Source organism: Bacillus sp. D386 (assembly GCF_006346415.1).
This window is the reverse complement of sequence record NZ_VEMV01000006.1, coordinates 234,337-254,894: the sequence shown is the minus strand read 5'-3', so window position 1 is coordinate 254,894 and position 20,558 is coordinate 234,337. Positions and strand designations below refer to the sequence as shown.

The window sequence follows — 20,558 nt, the reverse complement described above, 5'->3', positions numbered from 1 at the left end:
ACCTAAGTGAGTAAACGCTCACTTTTGAAAGGAGGATTACATAATGAATGAAACTAATACTATTCAAATACAAGCAGTAACGAAAAGTTTCGGCAAAAAAGTGGTATTAAAAGATATCAACTTAGATATTAAACAAGGTAGTATCTATGGTTTTATAGGGCCTTCAGGAGCAGGAAAAACAACCTTGATAAAGTTGATTGTTGGAATGGATTTTCCTGATGAAGGTTACGTCCATTTATTAGGTGAAAAAATGCCTAATTTAAACATCTTGCAAAAAATTGGCTATATGGCACAATCAGATGCCTTATATGAAGCACTTACTGGTAAAGAAAATCTTATGTTTTTCGCATCGCTCTTTAAATTAAACAAAACTGAAAAACAGAAACGGATTGCCTATGCAGCACAATTAGTTAACTTGACCGCAGATCTTAATAAAAGAGTGTCAGCGTACTCAGGTGGTATGAAACGTCGATTATCTCTTGCAATCGCTTTAATTCAGGATCCCCAAGTTTTGATATTAGACGAACCTACTGTGGGAATAGATCCTGAATTAAGATTAAGTATTTGGAATGAGCTGTTAAGATTGAAAAACGAGGAAGGCAAAACGATTATTGTAACGACTCACGTAATGGATGAAGCCGAAAAATGTGATTATATCGCAATGGTTAGAGATGGTTCATTCATAGCATCTGGCACACCTCGCCAATTGAAAGAACAATATAATGTCAATAGTTTAGATGAGGTATTTTTGGATGCTGGGAGGAAAGTACAATGAGAACAGTAGCACTTATTAAGAGGATTTTATTGCAAATACTTAGAGATAAGCGTACATTGGCTCTTCTCTTTGTTGCTCCATTATTAGTATTAACACTAATGAACCTAGTCTTTAATGGAAATACCGTTGATCCTGTTTTAGGAGTTGCTAATGGGAATCAGCAAATCATCGAAAAATTAGAAGACGCAGATATTGTAGTAAAAGAATATAACAAAGTTTCTAATGTTAAGGATATGATACTTGATAAAGATTTAGATGGTTTTTTACAAGTGGAAGGCGATCAAACAACCTTAACTTTACTGAATGATGATCCGACAATAGCAAAAAGCTTAGAAATGAAAGTAAAGCAAATTGATACTCAAGCAAAGCAATTAAAATTGATGGGGACTAACGCAATACAGAGTGAATTGCTCTCACAAGATTCCTTGAACACAAATTATGTTTATGGCAGCAGTGAAACAGAGCTTTTTGATACCTTTAGTCCTATTTTAGTCGGGTTCTTTGTCTTCTTCTTCGTCTTCTTAATCTCTGGCATAGGCTTATTAAACGAAAGAACAACTGGCACGTTGGAACGACTATTAGCAACCCCTATTAAAAGAGGAGAGATTGTCGCAGGATACCTTGTTGGCTATGGTTTACTGGCATTGATACAGACAGTTATAATCGTTTTGTTTGCGATAAATGTATTAGATATGGTTTTAGTTGGTTCCATTTGGACTGTTATGTTAATCAATGTCATCATCGCCCTTGTAGCCTTGTCACTTGGAATATTATTATCTTCTTTCGCAAGTTCCGAGTTTCAGATGATTCAGTTCATACCAATTATTATTGTGCCACAAATATTCTTCTCAGGTATTTTCTCCATTGAGGGAATGGCGGATTGGCTACAAGTATTCGCAAACTTTATGCCGTTGTATTATGCAGCAGATGCATTAAAAGGAGTAATGTACGAGGGCTTAAGTTTATCTGAAATTAGTAGTAATCTATATATTCTATTGGCTTTTGCAGCAGTATTTATCGTTTTAAATTTGTTTGCTTTGAAAAAGTATCGTAAGCTATAATACGGAAGCGATACAGCTTTACGCAAAGATGGTGATTTAAATGGTTAATAATAATCTACTGGATGAAATGGCTAAAATACTTGAAAAATCCAATAAACAAACGGTTAAGCAAAAGAAAATTATTGAGGTTGCTATCACCTCTTTTGCGGAAAAAGGATATTCAAATACATCAACATCTGAAATAGCTAAAAAAGCAGGCGTAGCAGAAGGAACAATTTTCAAACATTATGGAACAAAGGAAAATTTATTGTTATCTATAATGGTTCCTTTTCTAAAAGATTTTTTTCCTACGATGGCAGATGAACTCATTGGGGAATTAATGAATGATAAGCGTTCTTTTGAGGAATTCTTAAGAGTTCTTTTAACAAATCGTAGTGCTTTTCTTGCGGAAAATAGAGAAATATTTCAGGTGTTCATTAAGGAAATATTTTATAAAGAGGAACTTAGAAACGAATTCCTTCCCTTTGTTTTAGAAGTTGGATCCAATCACTTAATAAAAGTGATTGAAGCGTTTAAACAACGGGGCGAAATTAGAGATATACCGAATGAAATAATTTTAAAAATGCTAGGCACTGTAATAGGTGGATTATTTATTTCTAATTTTGCATTGTTAAATAAACATTCGGTTAGCGAAAATGAAATTGAGGAAGCCATATTTTTTATACTGAATGGTCTTGGACAATCTCCTCAATAGAGGGATTTTTCTTTGAAGATTATGGATAACCTCTCTTTTCATTTAAAGGCAGTTATATTTTAGCTGCCTTTCCTTTTTATACAGAAAAATGATGGAATTATGCCAATTCACATAATAAACATTGTGAATGTTTGTACTTAAACTAATAGGGGCGTTGATCCAAGGAGGATTAATGCTCTTTTTTGTTGAATTCCTTATTGTAGAAACGGGGCAGGTTAGTTGAAGATCGATATTAAACTTATGTTCAACAATCGGTCCATATTGTCAAGTAAATATTTACTTGTATAGCATTACATCAGGTAAGACCGTATCGTAAGTAAGTACGGAATTATAAAATATCTACCTGAGATGCTGTTTAGTCAGCATCTCAGGTAGATATTTTAATTAGGATATGTTAAATTTCAACGTTGAAAAATGAGAGAAGATTTTAAGTGGTAATTAGTAGTAGATTTAATTTTCTTATTAAATAATTGTAGATAGCCGTAAAGGAGGCTATCCCTCTTTTTCTTAACATTCAATTTTAACAGAGCTAAAGTCTTAAAAATTTTACGGTTTGTTAGAATGTGGGGTTTATCATTCACATCTATTTTCATTTTACATTTTGCTACGAATAATAACATTAATGTTATACTCCGTTGGTAGATTTACTACTAAAATAGTATTTATAATTACATATGAGAGGATGAAAAGTATGATTAATATGAATTTATGCTCGATGAGAAAACGTCATAATCTAACTCAGGAGCAATTAGCCCAAGAATTAAATGTTTCACGTCAAGTAATTGCAAAATGGGAAAAAGGCGAATCGACACCAGATTTACACCATAGTATGAATATTGCCAATTTCTTCGGAGTAACCTTAGATGCGTTAGTAAACCATAACCCAGAAGAAATGGGTATAGATATTCCACCCAAAGGCCAGCATTTTTTTGGGACAGCAACAGTAGGGGAACGTGGTCAAATTGTAATTCCCAAAAAAGCCCGTGAAATTTTTCAAATTACCCCAGGTGATTCAGTCGTTATTATAGGGGATGAGGATCGTGGGTTGGCGTTAGCACCTGAAAAAATGATTAAACAGTTTTTAAATATGGTGAAAAATCATCAAAAAGAGGAGGAATAAATTAATGAGTGCTGCAATTGAACTTCAAGGTTTATCAAAACGCTTTAAAGAAAAAGTTGCCGTTTCTCCGATGACACTTACGATTAACCAAGGTGAACTATTCGGACTCCTTGGAGTAAATGGTGCTGGTAAAACGACAGTTATCAATATGTTAAGTGGCCTTGCCAAACCGACTTCAGGAGATGCGCTTGTACTTGGGCATTCGCTTAGTAAAGAGTTGCCAAGTATTCGGGGATTACTCGCTGTCTCACCTCAGGAAACGTCCATTGCACCAAATTTATCTGTGCGCGAAAATTTATTATTAATGGCACGCATTCACGGCTTTTCGAAGGATGAGTCCATTGAAAAAACGGAGGCTTTAATTAGCCAGTTTTCACTACAGCCTTACGAACATCAACGTGGTAAAAAATTATCCGGTGGTTGGCAACGAAAGTTAAGTATTGCAATGGCTCTCATTGCAGATCCAAAAATTTTATTTTTAGATGAACCTACATTAGGGTTAGATATTATTAGCCGCCAGGAACTATGGGCAATGATTAATAAACTGAGAGAGACGACTACAATTGTACTTACGACGCACTATTTAGAAGAAGCGGAAGCATTGTGTGATCGCATTTGTATTATGAGGGATGGCGAAATAAAGGCACTAGGTACAGTAGACGAGCTCCTTACAACAGCAAGTAAAGAAAACTTTGAGGATGCATTTGTGCATTTCGTAACAGGAGGCGAATTATAATGAGGGCATTGGCATTTGCTGGACGTTGTACGAAAGAAATTGTACGTGACCCGATTTCATTATTTTTTGGTATAGTCTTTCCAATCATTTTACTTATGATTTTAACTGCGATTAATCGCAATGTTCCAGAAGCACTTTTTAATATTGAACATTTGACACCTGGCATCGCAGTATTTAGCCTTTCTTTCATTGCTTTCTTTGCAGCACAAACGTTAGGAAAAGACCGTTCTACTTCTTATTTAATAAGATTGCTAACTACTCCTATGAAAGCAAGTGATTTTATTATTGGATATACGCTTCCTTTAGGGATATTTGCTGTGCTTCAAAGTATTACTTGTTTTATAACCGCTTACTTTTTAGGTTTGGAGCTATCTTTCAACCATGTATTTGCATTTATTGCCTTACTCATTACATCTACTATTTTCATAGGAATCGGACTGTTATGTGGCTCCTTATTTAACGAAAAGGCAGCAGTAGGCTTATGCGGAGCTTTATTAACTAACTTAACAGCATTTTTATCTGGCGCATGGTTAGATTTATCGTTAGTTGGAGGAGCTTTTGAAAAAGTCGCTTATGCCCTGCCATTCGTCCATGCTGTTGATTTAGTTCGAGCAATTGTGGCAGAAGACTTTAGCGCAATGTTTCCCCATTTATATGTTGTGGTAGTTTATGCAGCTGTCCTTTTTAGTCTTTCGATTTTTATTTTCAAATATAAAATTCAGCAAAATTAATAGTTAATCAAACTTACGTTACTTAAACGTAGGTTTTTTTATTTAAATTAATAGCTCTGTAAAAGTTGATTATTGGAATAGAAAGCGCTAGCCTTTGTTACGGTGCAGAAAATAAAAAAATACTTTCTTAGACAAATTAGAAAATGAGCTTAAAAGCTGATTGTTATTCAATTAAAAGGCACAATTGTTGAATAAGGTTGCTTCTCTTTTCCTTATTGAACTAACAGGGGCGTTTGTTTAAGAGCAAGTATACCGACTTTCTTTCTGAAGGTGCCTGTTTTCATATCTCGAATAAATATTAGACAAAAGCAACAATCCTTACGAAAACAGGTAAAGATGTTGATAAACCCACCAACATCCCTTGTGTTGCCACATACACTCCACACACGTGGAAAGTGTAGCAAAATTAGTATTGAAATAAGGCAGTTGCCCTTTGGCGCTGCTTTTTTCTTTTCCCTGTAATTAGATTTAAGTACTGTACTTTTTCAATATATAGCAGTAGAAAATTTTCTTAATGATTTCAATCGGTAATACTATTTAAAAAAATTTGGTAGTCGTATCCTCATAATTCTTTCGCCTTTCAAGTCCAATACAGACCCATAAAAGCAAGCTATATTTTTCTATGTATTTATATCTACTCTCATTCTTAGCTCCCCTTTGCTGATTTCTATTCGGGAATATTTCCGTTTTCCTTGCTCTAAAGAAAACGTTCCCTTTGGGTTTAAAGCAAACTGCTAATAGAGAAGTGAAAAAGGAGGGTATCAAAAAGAGCGAAACCACAGATGTGATTTCGCTTACTCCTTAACTATATCGCTTAATTCCATTGACCCGCTTTTTCTAATTTTTCTTTACCTTTGAACGCAATGATGATTAACAAGACACTTAACAGAATCATCCCTGCAACAGCATATAACACGTATAGATAGCTGCCCGTTGCATCAAATACAAACCCATAAGCAGGGAGCGCCGTAATACCTGCTAATGCTAATCCTAATGCTGCCGTTCCATAAATGGCGCCATATTCTTTCGTGCCGAAGATAGAAGTAGTCAATAACGGTCCTAGCGTTCCAACTGATGAAGAAACAAATCCAAATAATCCGATTGCCACTGAAAATACCATTGGATTGTCTGGTATGAAGATCAATAAGAAAACGGAAATCAATCCGACGAACATGGAGAAAAAGGTGGTTTTCTTTGCACCCATTTTATCGGTCAAGAAACCGAACACCAATGATCCAACTAAAACACCAAACATGAACACACCCATGACATTTCCGGCAAACTGGACATCATACCCAATGCTTTGTGCGTAAGGGGCAATAAATTGAGCAAAACTTGCAACCGCGGTAATTAAGAATAAAAAGAATAATAGAGCATAAAAGGCCAATGACTTTTTCGCCACTGCGGCTGTGACACCTTTGTTTTCTACCGTTTGTGCATCTTGTTTCGAATCGTTAGCTTCTACCTTGTCTAAGCCATAAGGTAATAGACCTTTTTGTAGTGGTGACATACGAATGAACAGTAAAACCACTGGTATTACAATGACAATCGCCGCAATCCCAACAATGATGTAAGAAGTTCTCCAACCTTGTGAGGCAATTAACGTTCCTACATTCGGTTGAATGATCGCCCCAAACATACCGCTCGCTGCCATCATAATACCAAGGGCTAGTCCGTTTCGTTTTTTAAACCATTGGTTTATAAGAACGGGACCTGCCAATTGTGTCACAAGAACACTACCGACAGACAGCGGAATCGCTAATAAATACCAGCCCCATACCGAATTCATCATTCCAAATAACGCAAATGCACCACCTTGTAACAGAATGGATACAATCAAGACCATACGAATATCGTATTTACCCATTATCTTTCCGGCAAACGGCAAGAATACCATCATCGCAATGGAAGAGACACTCAAGTATAGGGTAAGTTGTCCCATACCAACGCCTAAATCTTCTGACACAGGTGTTAAAAATAAACTAGCAGCATTATTTATGCCACCACGTGCAACACCCATCATAATGGCTAACCCAAACAATACCCACCAAGCAAAATGAATTTTTTTCTTTTTCTGTTGCATGTTCTACCCCTCCTGTCCCTGTATAATTTTTTCTTTCCATAACCCTTTGCTTTCGCAAAAAAATATATCAGTATGTTCTTTATTTATTTTACCTTATAAAAAAGGAGAGTTACAATTTTGACCTTCCTCTTTTTTATATACTCACATAATACCTTTATCGAAGCTTAGTAGGATTAACACCTGTTTTTAATATAGCTAATGAAAAGTTCAAAGATTTTACTCAGTATATTGTTGAATCGGCTATATCAATAAGATCAATAGAAAGTAAGATTGGCAATTTAAAGGTGAAGCAACATAAGAGACATTTGGGACTTGCAAATGATTTGGCTGTTAGAAGCCAACTTACGCTTTCTATATATTCTTTTAGGTTATTTAAAAACATCACCAACATCCCATGTGTTGTCAATTACACTCCACACACGTGGAAAGTGTAGCGAAGCTTATATTAAAATAAGGAAGTCAGCCCTTTTTTGATCTGACCCAAGAAAGTTAGAAATAAATAGTCATGCTGCTTTGAGGACCTGAGTCCGTTATTCAACCGGGTTTAGGTCTTTTAATTTTGCCTTCATTCGTTTGTGATTGTAATAATGTGCCATCCAAACTTATGAAAAAGTGGCTATAAACTATTCGATTGGTAAATTCGAAACGAAGGGATATGAATGGACATATAAAGCGGAGAGTAACTGTGTTTTAGCAAAAAGGCAAGCCGGTGAAGTGTTTACGATAAGTAAAATTTCACCGGCTTTTTTGCATGCGAAAACGTGAAAAGAAAGGCCTTGCTATATATAATATTTGAAATTGAAGTGAAGAGAGGGGTGAAATGAGATTAACTTTACGATTTGTCAGTAAATTCGAGGGCAATTACTATGAAAATTGCGGTACATGGAATTTATGGCTAACAGGGATCGGAAGCGAACGTTTTATTTATGCCCTCATAGCATTTTCAGCTCTTTTATCTGGTTATCCATTGTGTGGCCTAATGAACATGGTAAAGTCGCTTGAGCCTTGATGCATGCAAGTTCTGGGAATCTAATTGAAAATGCCCAAACAAGTCTGCATAGTTGACTACTTGGGCATTTTTACCTATGGAAAATCATTTGAACGAGAGCAAACGCAAAGAAATCCATTAGGTCCATCTGAAAATTCCACTAAGCCTTTGTATTGAATTTCATATGTTTAATACCAAGGAAATTTTGGAGATTTAAGGCTAAGCCTCCTAGAAGAGTAGCTCGTTCATTAAGTTTGCTGTTTCGAACAATTATACATTTAGAAAAAGTGCTATATAGATTATTTTTTAACATTGTCATCATTTCAGGAATTTCGCGGTAAAGAGAACTATTTAAAACGATAACCTCAGGGTCGTAATGGGCAATCATATTATTTATACCGAAACTTAAATAGCGTGTATTCTCCTTGACGACTTTTTTGGCATCAGTATCCCCATTGTTATAGTATTCTCTTAAAATAATTGCATTGACATAATCCATATCTTTTAATTGTGCAAAATATTCAAAGGAAGCTTTATTTGAGGCATAGGCTTCTAAACACCCGAGATTCCCGCATTTGCACTTCTTACCGCCAGCAGAGATAATTTGGTGGCCAATCTCTCCAGCGAACCCATGCGAACCAGTTTGTATAATTCCGTCTCGGACGATACCGGCACCTATACCTCCATGAATATTAATACTGATTAAACTAGAGGATTCAGATGTAAAAGTATACTCACCTAGCGCTGATAAGTTAGCTTCGTTTTCTAGAAATATAGGGTAATCAATTAGGCTTTCAGTTATTTCACGGAATCGAATCTTATCTAAATTGTAATGTGGAGTAAAAATAATATTTCCATTAAAAACAGGTCCATGAACAGCGATTACTACACCAATAATATCGTAGAGCGATTTAGGCTTTATCTTATCAAAAGAAGAGAATATCTCAGAAAAATAAGATCTAACGGTGTCTTCATTTAAGGTAATTGGTTTCTTCTCAATGTAGAAAATTTCTTCACCATCAAGATAAGTTAATAAGGCGCGAATGTAATTATATCCAACATCAATAGAGATAGAGAGACCGGATTTTCCATTGTATTGTAGCTTGATGGGTTTACGTCCGCCTAAATTACTGCTTTGACCACTGCCTGTTTCAGTGACTAAATTGTCATCCAGTAATTTCTTAACGATGCTAGAGACAGTAGCTTTAGTTAAACCAGTTATGGTAGCCAGTTCAGCTCGTGACACACCTAGATTATTAATAATCGTCTCCAGACAAAGGGATTCATTTTGAGTACGTATAATATAATGAGAGTTTTCCATATCATAAACACCTCCTTTGTTAATTTATTTATTAAACATACTAACTAATATACTAATAGATTTTTCATAAATTTACTAGTCATTTGTTGGAAAAGTAGTAATTTACTAGTCATTTGTTGGAAAAGTAGTAATTTAGTATAAATTTATTATAGTGCGAAAATTACTTGACTACTAAAATGAAAGCGACTACAATCAAGTTAGTAAAACATATAAACAAACTAACTTGCTTAGTTTGGGAGGAGGATTTCAGATGACTTATTTTCCGAATGTAGGAAAAATCAAGTATGAGGGAAAAAACTCAGATAACCCGTTTGCTTTCCGTTATTACAATCCAGAAGAGGTTGTGGCCGGCAAAACAATGAAAGAACATTTGAGATTTGCGGTCGCATACTGGCATACAATGACACAAGATGGTAGTGATCCATTTGGTTTGCCTACAAATCAACGAACTTGGTTTGGTGAAACAGCAATGGATACAGCTAGAAACCGTGTGGTCGCTTTCTTTGAAATTTTAGAGAAACTAGGCGTTGAATATTTTTGCTTCCATGATGTGGATATTGCGCCGGAAGGTAATTCTTTAGAAGAGTTCTATAGAAATCTAGATGAAATTACTGATTTGATAAAAGAACAAATGGATAGAACTGGAATCAAATTACTGTGGAATACCGCAAATATGTTTAGTCATCCAAGATATGTAAATGGAGCAGCTTCTACTAATAATGCAGATGTATTTGCTTATGCAGCGGCACAAGTCAAAAAAGGGCTTGATATTTCCAAAAAGTTGAACGGCGAAAATTATGTGTTCTGGGGCGGCCGTGAAGGCTATGAAACACTATTGAATACAGACATGGCTCTTGAACAAGATAATATTGCGCGTTTATTCAAGATGGCTGTAGCTTATGGAGAAAAGATTAATCATAAACCACAATTTTTGATTGAACCTAAACCAAAAGAGCCATCTAAACACCAATATGATTTTGATGCTGCTACCGCATTACAGTTTATCCAAAAATATGATCTTACTGGTGAATTTAAGCTGAACCTTGAAGCAAACCATGCTACACTTGCTGGCCACACATTTGAACATGAGATTGAAGTTGCACGCATAAATAATGCCTTAGGATCTCTCGATGCGAACCAAGGTGATGTTCTGCTAGGTTGGGACACAGACGAATTCCCAACAAATGTTTATGATGTTACGATGGCCATGTATGGTGTACTAGAAAATGGAGGAATTGCACCAGGTGGTATTAACTTTGACTCTAAAGTGCGTCGTTCCAGCTTTGAAATGGAAGATTTGTTCTTAGCCCATATTGCCGGTATGGACACATTTGCTAGAGGACTAAAAGCAGCGGCTAAATTAAAAGAAGATCGCTTCTTTGATAGTTTGAAAGAAAAACGCTATGCCTCTTTCTATGAAGGAATTGGAGCTTCCATTGTTAATGGCAAGGAAGACTTAGAAAGCCTGACAGAATACGCATTAAAATTAGATGACATCAAATTGGAATCCAGTCATATTGAATACGTGAAATCTCGCTTAAATGACTATCTATACTAAAAAGGATTTACATCTCCAGTCACAGTGTATAAGCTACTTAATCTTTTAAACCTATTATATAGTATTGATTTAACAGGGTACCGTCTTTATGGAATAGCGTATAAAGAACTTAAGAATGGAGTTTATCATGAAAATTACAAATCCTATTTTAAAAGGCTTTAATGCAGACCCTTCTATTATTCGCGTAGAAGATACCTATTATATTGCGACTTCTACTTTTGAGTGGTTTCCAGGTGTAAGGATTCATGAATCAAAGGATTTGATTCATTGGCAATTAGTTTCGCATCCATTATCAACTACTGAATTGCTGGATATGAAAGGAAATGCGGATTCTGGGGGAATATGGGCGCCGGATCTATCTTACGCTGACGGGAAATTTTGGTTAGTTTATACTGATGTGAAAGTGGTAAACGGTGCGTTTAAGGATTGTACAAACTATCTGACCACCTCAGAAAATATCCATGGCCCTTGGAGTAAACCAATCAAATTAAATGGAGTAGGCTTTGATGCTTCCCTTTTTCATGATGATGACGGGCGGAAATATCTGCTGCAAATGGAATGGGATCATCGAGAATACCATCATCCATTTAATGGTATTAAGTGCACGGAGTATTCTGTGCAGGATGAACGCTTACTTCCAGAAACCGCAAAGATTATATGGAAGGGTACGGATGTAAAACTGGTTGAAGGTCCACATCTGTATAAATTATTCGGAAAGTACTATCTTTTCTGTGCCGAAGGCGGAACAACTTATACACACCAAGAAGTTGTAGCTAGATCTTCTTCGATTTATGGTGAATATGAAAGTCAACCAGATACGTTCCTGACCGCTTTTAATCATCCTGATCATCCTTTGCAAAAATGTGGGCATGGGTCTTTAGTGGATACACCGGATGGAGAATGGTATTTCGCCCATTTAACGGGACGTCCATGGCACCATTCTTACGAATCTAGCCATGATCCTCGTGGCTGGTGTACGTTAGGAAGAGAAACTGCGATTCAAAAAGTTGAATGGTCGAAAGATTTATGGCCAATGATTGTTGGTGGAAAACAAGGATGCGTTGAAGTGGAACCGCCTAAAAATGTGGTGCCAAATAGTTATCCTTCTAACTATTTGGTGATGGATGATTTTGATCAACCAGAGTTAAACATTCACTTTAACACTCTACGTGTACCATTTACAGAACAAATTGGAAAAATCAAAGATGGTCATCTTGTATTGATGGGCTCTGGAAGCTTAACTAATCTGCATGAAAATTCACTTGTGGCTAGAAGATGGCAGGCATTTGAATTTGAAGCAGAAACAAAATTAAGCTATCACCCAACAACTTTTCAACAAATGGCTGGACTGACTAATTACTACAATAGTCAGCATTGGTCCATGGTTCAAGTAACCTGGAACGAGCTTAATGGTCGTGTAATTGAAGTGACTGAGAATAATCGTGGTGTACTCACTAGCTATTTAAAGGAAAGGGCAATTGCCATTCCAGAAGAAGTTCAATATGTTTACTTTAAGACGGTTGTGAAGAAGAGCTATTATACATATGCTTATTCATTTGACGGATTAACGTGGATAGATATTCCTGTCCAATTGGATGCCAAGATCCTATCTGATGATTATGTGAATCAAAGCTATGGCGGTTTCTTTACAGGTGCATTTGTAGGAATGGTGAACGTAGACTATTCTGGTTATGAGCTAGAAGCTAAATTTGATTACTTCAAGTATCAAGAAAAATAAATAAATTGTAGCTCTTAGTTACTTATTTTCTGAGAAAGGAGGATTAAGATACCATGAAAGATGAGATTTTATTTTCAATGACTGGTATTGAAAAAAGTTTTGGCAAGGTTCATGTATTAAAGAATACTCAATTTGAAGTCCGTAAGGGCGAAATTCATGCATTGATGGGTGAAAATGGTGCTGGCAAGTCTACCTTGATGAATATTCTAGCGGGACTATTAGATAAGGATGCTGGTGAAATTACTTTTGAAGGAAAACAGATAAGCAAAATGACACCAGATCTTGCATCCGAATTAGGAATTGCTTTTGTACATCAGGAATTAAACTTAGCAGAGGATTTATCAGTTGCAGAAAATGTCTTCATCGGACGTTTGCCGTATATCAATAAGTTTCTTGGGATAATTGATTTTAAAAAATTATATGAAGATACACAGTACTGGCTGAATATGGTTGGAGCTAAGGTGAAACCTACAGATCTTGTAAGCTCTCTTTCTACGGCAAATAAGCAGTTGATTGAAATTACAAAAGCTTTGAGCTTGAATGCTAAAGTAATTATTTTTGATGAACCAACAACGTCTCTTTCTGATAAAGATGTAGAAGTATTATTTATTATTATCCGTCGCCTAAAAGAGAAAGGCTTTTCGAGTATCTATATCTCTCACCGCATGAGAGAGATCTTTGAATTATGTGAACGGATTACAATCATGCGTGATGGAAATTACATTGCGACGGAGGAAGTAAAGAGTTTATCAGAAGACCAAATTATATCCATGCTTGTTGGTAGGGAAATAAAGGATTTATATCCCAAACAACCTACCGATATTGGACCTGTGCGCTTACATGTGAAAAACTTCACATGTAAGGCCGGGAAAGTAAATGATGTGAGCTTCGAAGCAAAGCGTGGAGAAGTAGTAGGATTTGCGGGGTTGGTTGGTAGTGGTAGAACTGAAACGATGCGATTGCTTTTTGGAGCTGATCGCCTAAAATCGGGAGAAATCACTATTGATAACCGTAAAGTAACCATAAAATCTCCAGTAGATGCAATTAAGAATGGGATTGGATTATTGACGGAGGATAGGAAGCACCAAGGGCTTTTCTTGGGACTATCAATTAAGGACAATATCACAATTACTAGCTTGAAACAATTCCTTCTCAATCAGAAGCAATTAGTCAAAATCACCAATGATTCCGTTGAAGAGGTGAATATAAAAGTTAGTGACATCGATAATCCAGTTTCTAGTTTATCAGGGGGAAATCAACAAAAAGTCGTACTGGCTAAATGGTTAAATGCGGATAATCAAATTTATATTTTTGATGAACCGACAAAAGGAATTGATGTAGGTGCAAAATCAGAAATCTATGCAATTATTAATCAGCTTGCTCTTCGAGGGAAAACCATTTTGATTGTTTCATCGGAAATTCCTGAATTATTGGGTACTTGCGATCGCATTCATGTCTTCCATGAAGGAAAGATAACCGGTGAGTTAATTGTTTCTGATTATAAGAATAGAAAAGATGAAGCACAAGAATTGATTATGAAATATGCAACTGGGAGTCAATGATAAATTTCTTATCCTAGGGAGTCGTTCATCAAATCATACTTACTATGAATGATAGGAGCAAAAACATGGAAAAAGCGGGAAAAAGAATAGACTTAAAATCCCTATTTATGAATTATTCAGTGTATATAGTTTTAATCGTTCTACTGGTATACTTTTCAATCGCAAATAGTGATTTTCTTAGTTCATACAATATTGAGAATTTCTTGCAACAAATACCACCTGTAGGAATCTTAACTGTTGCATATGCCATGATTCTGATTTGTGGTTATGTTGATTTATCGATTGGTTATGTAGCAATGGCCTCTGGTATGGTAGGTTTATATGCTGCTAATAGCGGGCTTCCAGCGCCTGTTGTGATCCTCCTTGCATTGATGACAGGTGCAATATTAGGAACGATGAATGCTTTGTTAATCAAAAAGTTCGACTTACCTTCATTTATTTTGACTTTAGGTTCATGCTATGTAATTAAAGGTATGCTTGGATTTTTCACGAACGAACAATTTATTGGTTCAGAAGCAGAGTGGTTAAGTGGATTAGCCAAAACACCTATTGGTACTGAAACTGTAAAAAGTAACACATTGATATTCATTGTGATAATCGTATTATTTGTCTTTATCATGAAAAAGACACGTCTTGGAAAAAATACATATGCTGTTGGTTCTAATCAGGAGGCAGCACGCCTATCTGGTATCAATACGGACCTTCATATTGTCAAGGTCTTCATTATTGAGGGTATTCTAGCAGCAATTGCCGGTCTATTGATTGTGTCTAATTTAGATGGCGGTGCTTCAAAAGATGCCAATGGTTTGGATTTATTCGCCATGGCAGCTGCGATAATGGGCGGTACATCATTTAGTGGCGGTATTGGTACTATTGGCGGAGCTGTAGCTGGGATCATGACTTTGCAGGTATTCAAAAACGGATTAACTCTTATGGGAGTGAATTCTTTCTTGCAGGATACGGTAACAGGTCTTGTAATCATCCTGGCAATCATCATAGATTACTTCAAACGCAAAGCAAGTCGCTGATCTTGTTTTGAGCAAAAGGGTAACAAATAAGAATTGGAGTTTATTTCTACTCAAATAGATAAGGTAAAGGAGATAGTCTATCATGTTGAAAAAAGGGAAAAAACTAGTTACTGGACTCACTATTGCAACATTGTTATTAGCTGGATGTGGGAAAGAAGAAAACACTGCGAGTGGAGCTGAGGATAAGTCCTTGTATTTTGTTCCTATCGTAGATACGGGTGCCTATTGGAATCCGATGAAAAAAGGAGCAGAGGATGCAGCGAAAGAATACGGTTACACATTAGTAACGAAAACCTCCCCATCCGCTGAGCCAAGTAAGAAAGAAAAACATATTGGATTTATTAAGGAAGCAACAGCAAAAGACGTTGCAGGTATTGCAGTTGCGCCTATTGAAAAGAAAGCATTTGTTTCTCCAATCAAAGCAGCAATGGATAAAGATATCCCTGTAATCACTTTTGATGCAGATTTAGAAAATGAGGCAGATCGTACAGCTTATGTTGGAACAGATAACGTATCTGCCGGTAAAGAATTAGGGGTTCAAGCAGCTACAGAAATGAAGGAAAAAGGGATTACAAGCGGTTCAATTGCAATTGTTTGTGTAGACGTGGCACAGCCGACGATGATTGACCGTGAAAAAGGGATAAAAGAAGGCTTTGAAGAAGTTTATGGAGCTGACGCGAAGAATTTCAAATTCTTAGCTACTATCCAGGATAATGACCAACCATCTGAATCTAAGAAGCAATTAGAAGGTTATATTTCTGCGAATAAAGATTTAGTAACTGTATTCTCACTTGGTTCTGAAGGTCCAGATGTAGGTGTTATGAGTGCAATTCAATCACAAGGAAAAGCTGGAAAAATTCTTCATTATGGATTTGACTATACTGATACTTGGTTAAAAGGTATTGAAGATGGCCGTATTACTGCTATTGTTGATCAGGATGCCTATCAAATTGGTTATCAAGTAATTGAAAACCTAGTAAAAGTAATCGATGGTGAAGAAATTGATTCTACAATTCCAATTGACGTTAAATATGTTAAAGCTGATGATTTGAAAGAATATGGAGAAGGAAAAAGTAAAGTAAAAACTAGCTCTACTGACGATGCAGAATAATAAGCATAGTTCGTCATTTGGAAGATAAATAGAATGAGAGATAAACAGACTGTTTATCTCTCATGTATTAGAATGATCGTTTAGAGGTGAAAAAATGGCATACGTCTTAGGGCTAGATTTAGGTACTAGTGCAATAAAGGGATTATTAGTAAACAAAGATGGAAATCTGGTTGCAGAAGCGACGGCAACATATCCATTGGATACCCCGCAAATAGGATTTAGTGAGCAAAATCCAAAGCATTGGATAGAAGCTGCCAATCATGTAATGCTTGAGCTTTTAGAAAAGGTTCCTGATATGAAAGAGTTGTTAGAGGGAATTAGCTTTTCTGGGCAAATGCACAGTTTGGTATTGTTAGATGAGAAAGATAAGCCACTACGTCCGGCCATTCTATGGAATGATGTTCGTACCACCGAACAATGTAAGGAAATTAAAGAAAAAGCAGGGGAACTGATTCTTTCCCATACTAAAAACATTGCATTAGAAGGGTTTACTTTGCCTAAGATCCTATGGGTTCAAAAGCATGAGCCGGAAATTTGGTCAAAAGTTAAACGCATACAGTTACCTAAAGACTATTTACGTTTCTGGTTAACTAATCAATATCATATGGACTTTTCAGATGCCGCTGGTACCTTGATGTTAAATCAGGATACAAAGGAATGGGATCATGATATTTTAAGCAGATTTGATATTCCAAAGTCAATTTTACCAGATGTCGTACCTTCAACTAAAGTCGTTGGTTTCTTGAAGCCCGAGCTGCAAGAATATTATGGTTTTTCTCGTGACGTCAAGATTATTACGGGTGGAGCAGATAATGCATGTGCTGCAGTTGGAGCTGGTATTTTGCAAGAGGGTATTGGTATGTGCTCTATTGGAACCAGTGGTGTTTTTCTCTCATATGAAGAAGATGCCAAAAAGAATTATCAAGGAAAATTGCATATGTTTCATCATGCTATGGATGATGCAAACTATTCAATGGGTGTCACCTTAGCTGCAGGAAATAGTTTAAACTGGTTTAAACAAAATTTTGCACCAAATCAATCATTTGGGGAACTTTTAGCTGATATTAATTCTGTGGCTATTGGCAGTGATGGGCTTCTTTTTGCTCCATATATTGTTGGTGAAAGAACACCGTATAGTGATAGTCAGATTCGCGGAAGCTTTATTGGAATCGATACACATCATCAATTAAAACATTTTGCAAGAAGTGTATTAGAAGGTATTACTTTCTCTTTGATGGACTCAAAAATAATCATGGAGGAAATTGCAGATAAGAAATTCGATCGTATTGTGTCAGTGGGCGGTGGAGCCAAAAATAATGACTGGTTACAAATGCAGGCGGATATTTTTGATACAGCCGTTGTTAACTTAACGACAGAACAAGGGCCAGGTTTAGGAGCTGTAATGCTGGCAGCAGTTGGCTGTGGCTGGTTCTCTGATTTAAATGATTGTGCAGCGCGTTTTGTTTCTTATAAAGAAGAAATCATACCTAAAGCAGAGAATGTAGAAAAATATAAAGAAGTTTATGCGCGTTATCGCAAAGTATATGAAGGAACAAAAGAGATTTGTCATAGTTACTTTGGCAAATAAGGTCTGAGGTATAACAAGTAAGATGAACTGGTTTAACGTTTGATGGGAATTGGAAGGAGATCTTATAAATGACAAACTTTGATTCGAAAGATTATTTAGCAAAAGTTGACGCGTGGTGGCGTGCTGCTAACTATATTTCAGTAGCACAAATGTATTTAAAAGATAACCCACTGCTTAGAGAATCAATTCAAGAAAAGGATATAAAAACCCACCCAATTGGGCATTGGGGGACAATTTCTGGTCAAAACTTTATTTATGCACATTTAAACCGTGTTATCAATAAATATGATTTAAATATGTTTTACATAGAAGGCCCCGGACATGGCGGTCAAGTGATGGTAGCGAATTCGTATATTGATGGCAGCTACACTGAAATATACCCGGAAATTACACAGGACGAAGCGGGTTTAAAAGAGTTATGTAAAATCTTCTCTTTTCCAGGAGGTATAGCATCACACGCAGCACCTGAAACACCTGGATCTATTCATGAAGGTGGAGAACTTGGATATTCATTAGCACATGCGACAGGTGCCATTTTAGATAATCCGGATGTAATTGCAGCAACTGTTATTGGTGATGGAGAAGCGGAAACAGGCCCGTTAGCAGCAGGCTGGTTTTCAAATGTATTTATTAATCCAGTCAATGATGGAGCTGTCTTGCCAATTCTTTACCTAAATGGCGGGAAAATTTCAAATCCGACTATCTTAGAGCGTAAATCAGATGAAGAGTTAGCGCAATACTTTAAAGGTTTAGGCTGGGATCCTATTTTTGTTTCTGGAACAGACCCGGAAGTAGTCCACCCATTAATGGCTGAGCAATTAGATAAAGCTATTGAGCAGATTAAAGCTATACAAACCGAAGCTCGCCAAGAAAAGGCTGAGGTAGCCCAACTCCCTAACTGGCCAGTTCTCATCGTTCGTACACCAAAGGGATGGACAGGCCCTAAAGAGTGGGATGGAGAACCAATTGAAGGCGGATTTCGTGCCCATCAAGTGCCAATTCCAGTAGACGCTCATCATATGCAGCACATTGATGCGTTGATTGATTGGTTGAAATCCTATCGTCCAGAAGAGTTATTTGATGAAAAAGGTGCAATTGTTGAGGAAATTCGTGAGATTTCACCAAAAGGCGATCGCAGAATGTCTGCTAATCCAATTACAAATGGCGGCATTGATCCAAAACCAATGAAGATTACGGATTGGAAGCAATATGCGATTGATACGACGAAACCTGGAGCAGTAGTCGCACAGGATATGGTGGAATTCGGCAATTTTGCAAGAGATCTAGTTCTGGCAAATCCAGATAATTTCCGGATATTTGGGCCTGATGAATCCAAATCGAATCGCTTAAACAAAGTTTTTGAAGTAACGAATCGTCAATGGTTAGAAGCCAAACATAATGATTATGATGAATGGATCGCTCCGGCTGGTCGTGTAATCGATTCACAGTTGTCTGAACATCAATGTGAAGGTTTCTTGGAAGGGTATGTTTTAACTGGGCGACATGGGTTCTTTGTAAGCTATGAGGCATTTTTGCGTGTAGTAGATTCAATGATTACCCAACATTTTAAATGGTTGCGTAAGGCTAAGGAACAATCATGGCGTAAGAACTATCCATCATTAAACTTGATTGCCACTTCAACTGTTTTCCAACAGGATCATAATGGTTATACACATCAAGATCCAGGATTGTTAACGCATTTAGCGGAAAAGAAACCGGAATTCATTCGAGAATATTTGCCAGCGGACACTAATACAATGATGGCTGTCATGGCAGAGGTTTTGAGTTCAGAAGAACTAATTAATCTGGTTGTTTGCTCAAAGCATCCACGTCCGCAATTCTATTCTGCCGAAGAAGCGGAAATTTTAGTGAAGGACGGCTTAAAAATAATTGACTGGGCATCCACTGAAATTGATGGTGAAGATCCAGATGTTATTATTGCAGCGGCAGGAACAGAGCCTAATTTAGAAGCCTTAGCTGCTGTTACAATACTAAATAAAGCATTCCCTGAACTTAAAATTCGTTTTATCAATATTGTAGATATTTTAAGATTACGCCATCCTGATATTGATCCAAGAGGTCTAACGGATGAAGAATTTGATCAGTATTTCACGAAAGATAAGCCTGTTATATTCTGTTACCATGGTTATGAAGGAATGATTCGTGATATTTTCTTTGATCGTCATAATCATAAACTATATATTCATGGTTATCGTGAAAATGGTGACATTACAACACCATTTGATATGCGTGTTTATTCTGAAATGGATCGTTTCCATGTTGCAAAAGATGCAGCTAATGCAGTATATGGTATGGGAGCAGCAGATTTCGCAAAACAAATGGATGAAACAATCAGCTTCCATCATAGCTACATTCGTGAGCATGGAGTAGATATTCCGGAAGTTATAAATTGGACTTGGGGATTAGAAAAAAAAACAGCTTATTAGAGCTTAATAAATGATTT

At 36.6% G+C, this 20,558-nt stretch carries 16 protein-coding genes; 14 read left to right on the top strand and 2 right to left on the bottom strand.

All coding sequences use genetic code 11. The features are described 5' to 3' along the window. The first annotated feature begins 43 nt into the window (after positions 1–43). The 6 genes from FHY45_RS18490 to FHY45_RS18465 all read left to right on the top strand — a co-directional run bounded on the left by FHY45_RS18490 (position 44) and on the right by FHY45_RS18465 (position 5,117). Positions 44–775 (top strand): ABC transporter ATP-binding protein, encoded by a 732-nt coding sequence (locus FHY45_RS18490; RefSeq protein ID WP_066108437.1) that lies wholly within the window; start codon positions 44–46, stop codon positions 773–775. Beyond that, the gene (locus tag FHY45_RS18485) at positions 772–1,836 is read left to right on the top strand and encodes an ABC transporter permease (RefSeq protein WP_066108436.1); all 1,065 of its coding nucleotides are present in this window, start codon (positions 772–774) and stop codon (positions 1,834–1,836) included. Before FHY45_RS18490 ends, FHY45_RS18485 begins: the two co-directional genes overlap by 4 nt. A gap of 40 nt (positions 1,837–1,876) precedes the next feature. Continuing rightward, complete coding sequence (locus tag FHY45_RS18480) at positions 1,877–2,530, top strand: TetR/AcrR family transcriptional regulator (RefSeq protein ID WP_139892750.1); 654 nt, start codon at positions 1,877–1,879, stop codon at positions 2,528–2,530. A gap of 691 nt (positions 2,531–3,221) precedes the next feature. Then, on the top strand, positions 3,222–3,650 hold the full coding sequence (locus tag FHY45_RS18475; RefSeq protein WP_066108432.1) for a helix-turn-helix transcriptional regulator: 429 nt from the start codon (positions 3,222–3,224) through the stop codon (positions 3,648–3,650). Between the two features lie 4 nt (positions 3,651–3,654). Next, on the top strand, positions 3,655–4,386 hold the full coding sequence (locus tag FHY45_RS18470; protein WP_066108428.1) for an ABC transporter ATP-binding protein: 732 nt from the start codon (positions 3,655–3,657) through the stop codon (positions 4,384–4,386). Continuing rightward, positions 4,386–5,117 carry an ABC transporter permease gene (locus FHY45_RS18465; protein WP_066108426.1) on the top strand — a complete coding sequence of 244 codons (732 nt, stop codon included), beginning with the start codon at positions 4,386–4,388 and terminating at the stop codon, positions 5,115–5,117. The genes FHY45_RS18470 and FHY45_RS18465 overlap by 1 nt, the downstream gene beginning before the upstream one ends. An 814-nt stretch (positions 5,118–5,931) precedes the next feature. Here the strand turns inward: FHY45_RS18465 and FHY45_RS18460 are convergent. After that, complete coding sequence (locus FHY45_RS18460) at positions 5,932–7,200, bottom strand: MFS transporter (RefSeq protein WP_066108425.1); 1,269 nt, start codon at positions 7,198–7,200, stop codon at positions 5,932–5,934. 820 nt (positions 7,201–8,020) lie between these two features. Here FHY45_RS18460 and FHY45_RS18455 point away from each other — a divergent pair. Then, on the top strand, positions 8,021–8,209 hold the full coding sequence (locus FHY45_RS18455) for a hypothetical protein (RefSeq protein ID WP_066108423.1): 189 nt from the start codon (positions 8,021–8,023) through the stop codon (positions 8,207–8,209). Between the two features lie 139 nt (positions 8,210–8,348). Here FHY45_RS18455 and FHY45_RS18450 read toward each other — a convergent pair whose 3' ends face one another. Next, positions 8,349–9,509, bottom strand: coding sequence for an ROK family transcriptional regulator (locus FHY45_RS18450; RefSeq protein ID WP_139892749.1), 1,161 nt, complete (start codon positions 9,507–9,509; stop codon positions 8,349–8,351). Between the two features lie 250 nt (positions 9,510–9,759). Here FHY45_RS18450 and xylA point away from each other — a divergent pair, with 250 nt between their 5' ends. The 7 genes from xylA to FHY45_RS18415 all read left to right on the top strand — a co-directional run bounded on the left by xylA (position 9,760) and on the right by FHY45_RS18415 (position 20,541). After that, positions 9,760–11,067: a xylose isomerase gene (xylA, locus tag FHY45_RS18445; protein ID WP_066108417.1), complete on the top strand. Its 1,308-nt coding sequence runs from the start codon at positions 9,760–9,762 to the stop codon at positions 11,065–11,067. A 127-nt stretch (positions 11,068–11,194) separates the two neighbouring features. Then, positions 11,195–12,805 carry a glycoside hydrolase family 43 protein gene (locus FHY45_RS18440; RefSeq protein ID WP_066108416.1) on the top strand — a complete coding sequence of 537 codons (1,611 nt, stop codon included), beginning with the start codon at positions 11,195–11,197 and terminating at the stop codon, positions 12,803–12,805. A gap of 53 nt (positions 12,806–12,858) precedes the next feature. After that, positions 12,859–14,367 carry a sugar ABC transporter ATP-binding protein gene (locus tag FHY45_RS18435; protein WP_066108411.1) on the top strand — a complete coding sequence of 503 codons (1,509 nt, stop codon included), beginning with the start codon at positions 12,859–12,861 and terminating at the stop codon, positions 14,365–14,367. 65 nt (positions 14,368–14,432) lie between these two features. Then, complete coding sequence (locus FHY45_RS18430) at positions 14,433–15,395, top strand: ABC transporter permease (RefSeq protein WP_077248174.1); 963 nt, start codon at positions 14,433–14,435, stop codon at positions 15,393–15,395. Positions 15,396–15,477: 82 nt separating this feature from the next. Then, on the top strand, positions 15,478–16,506 hold the full coding sequence (locus tag FHY45_RS18425; protein ID WP_066108405.1) for a sugar ABC transporter substrate-binding protein: 1,029 nt from the start codon (positions 15,478–15,480) through the stop codon (positions 16,504–16,506). Between the two features lie 94 nt (positions 16,507–16,600). Continuing rightward, complete coding sequence (xylB, locus tag FHY45_RS18420; protein ID WP_066108401.1) at positions 16,601–18,094, top strand: xylulokinase; 1,494 nt, start codon at positions 16,601–16,603, stop codon at positions 18,092–18,094. A gap of 68 nt (positions 18,095–18,162) precedes the next feature. Further along, the gene (locus FHY45_RS18415) at positions 18,163–20,541 is read left to right on the top strand and encodes a phosphoketolase family protein (RefSeq protein ID WP_066108398.1); all 2,379 of its coding nucleotides are present in this window, start codon (positions 18,163–18,165) and stop codon (positions 20,539–20,541) included. Positions 20,542–20,558 lie beyond the last annotated feature (17 nt).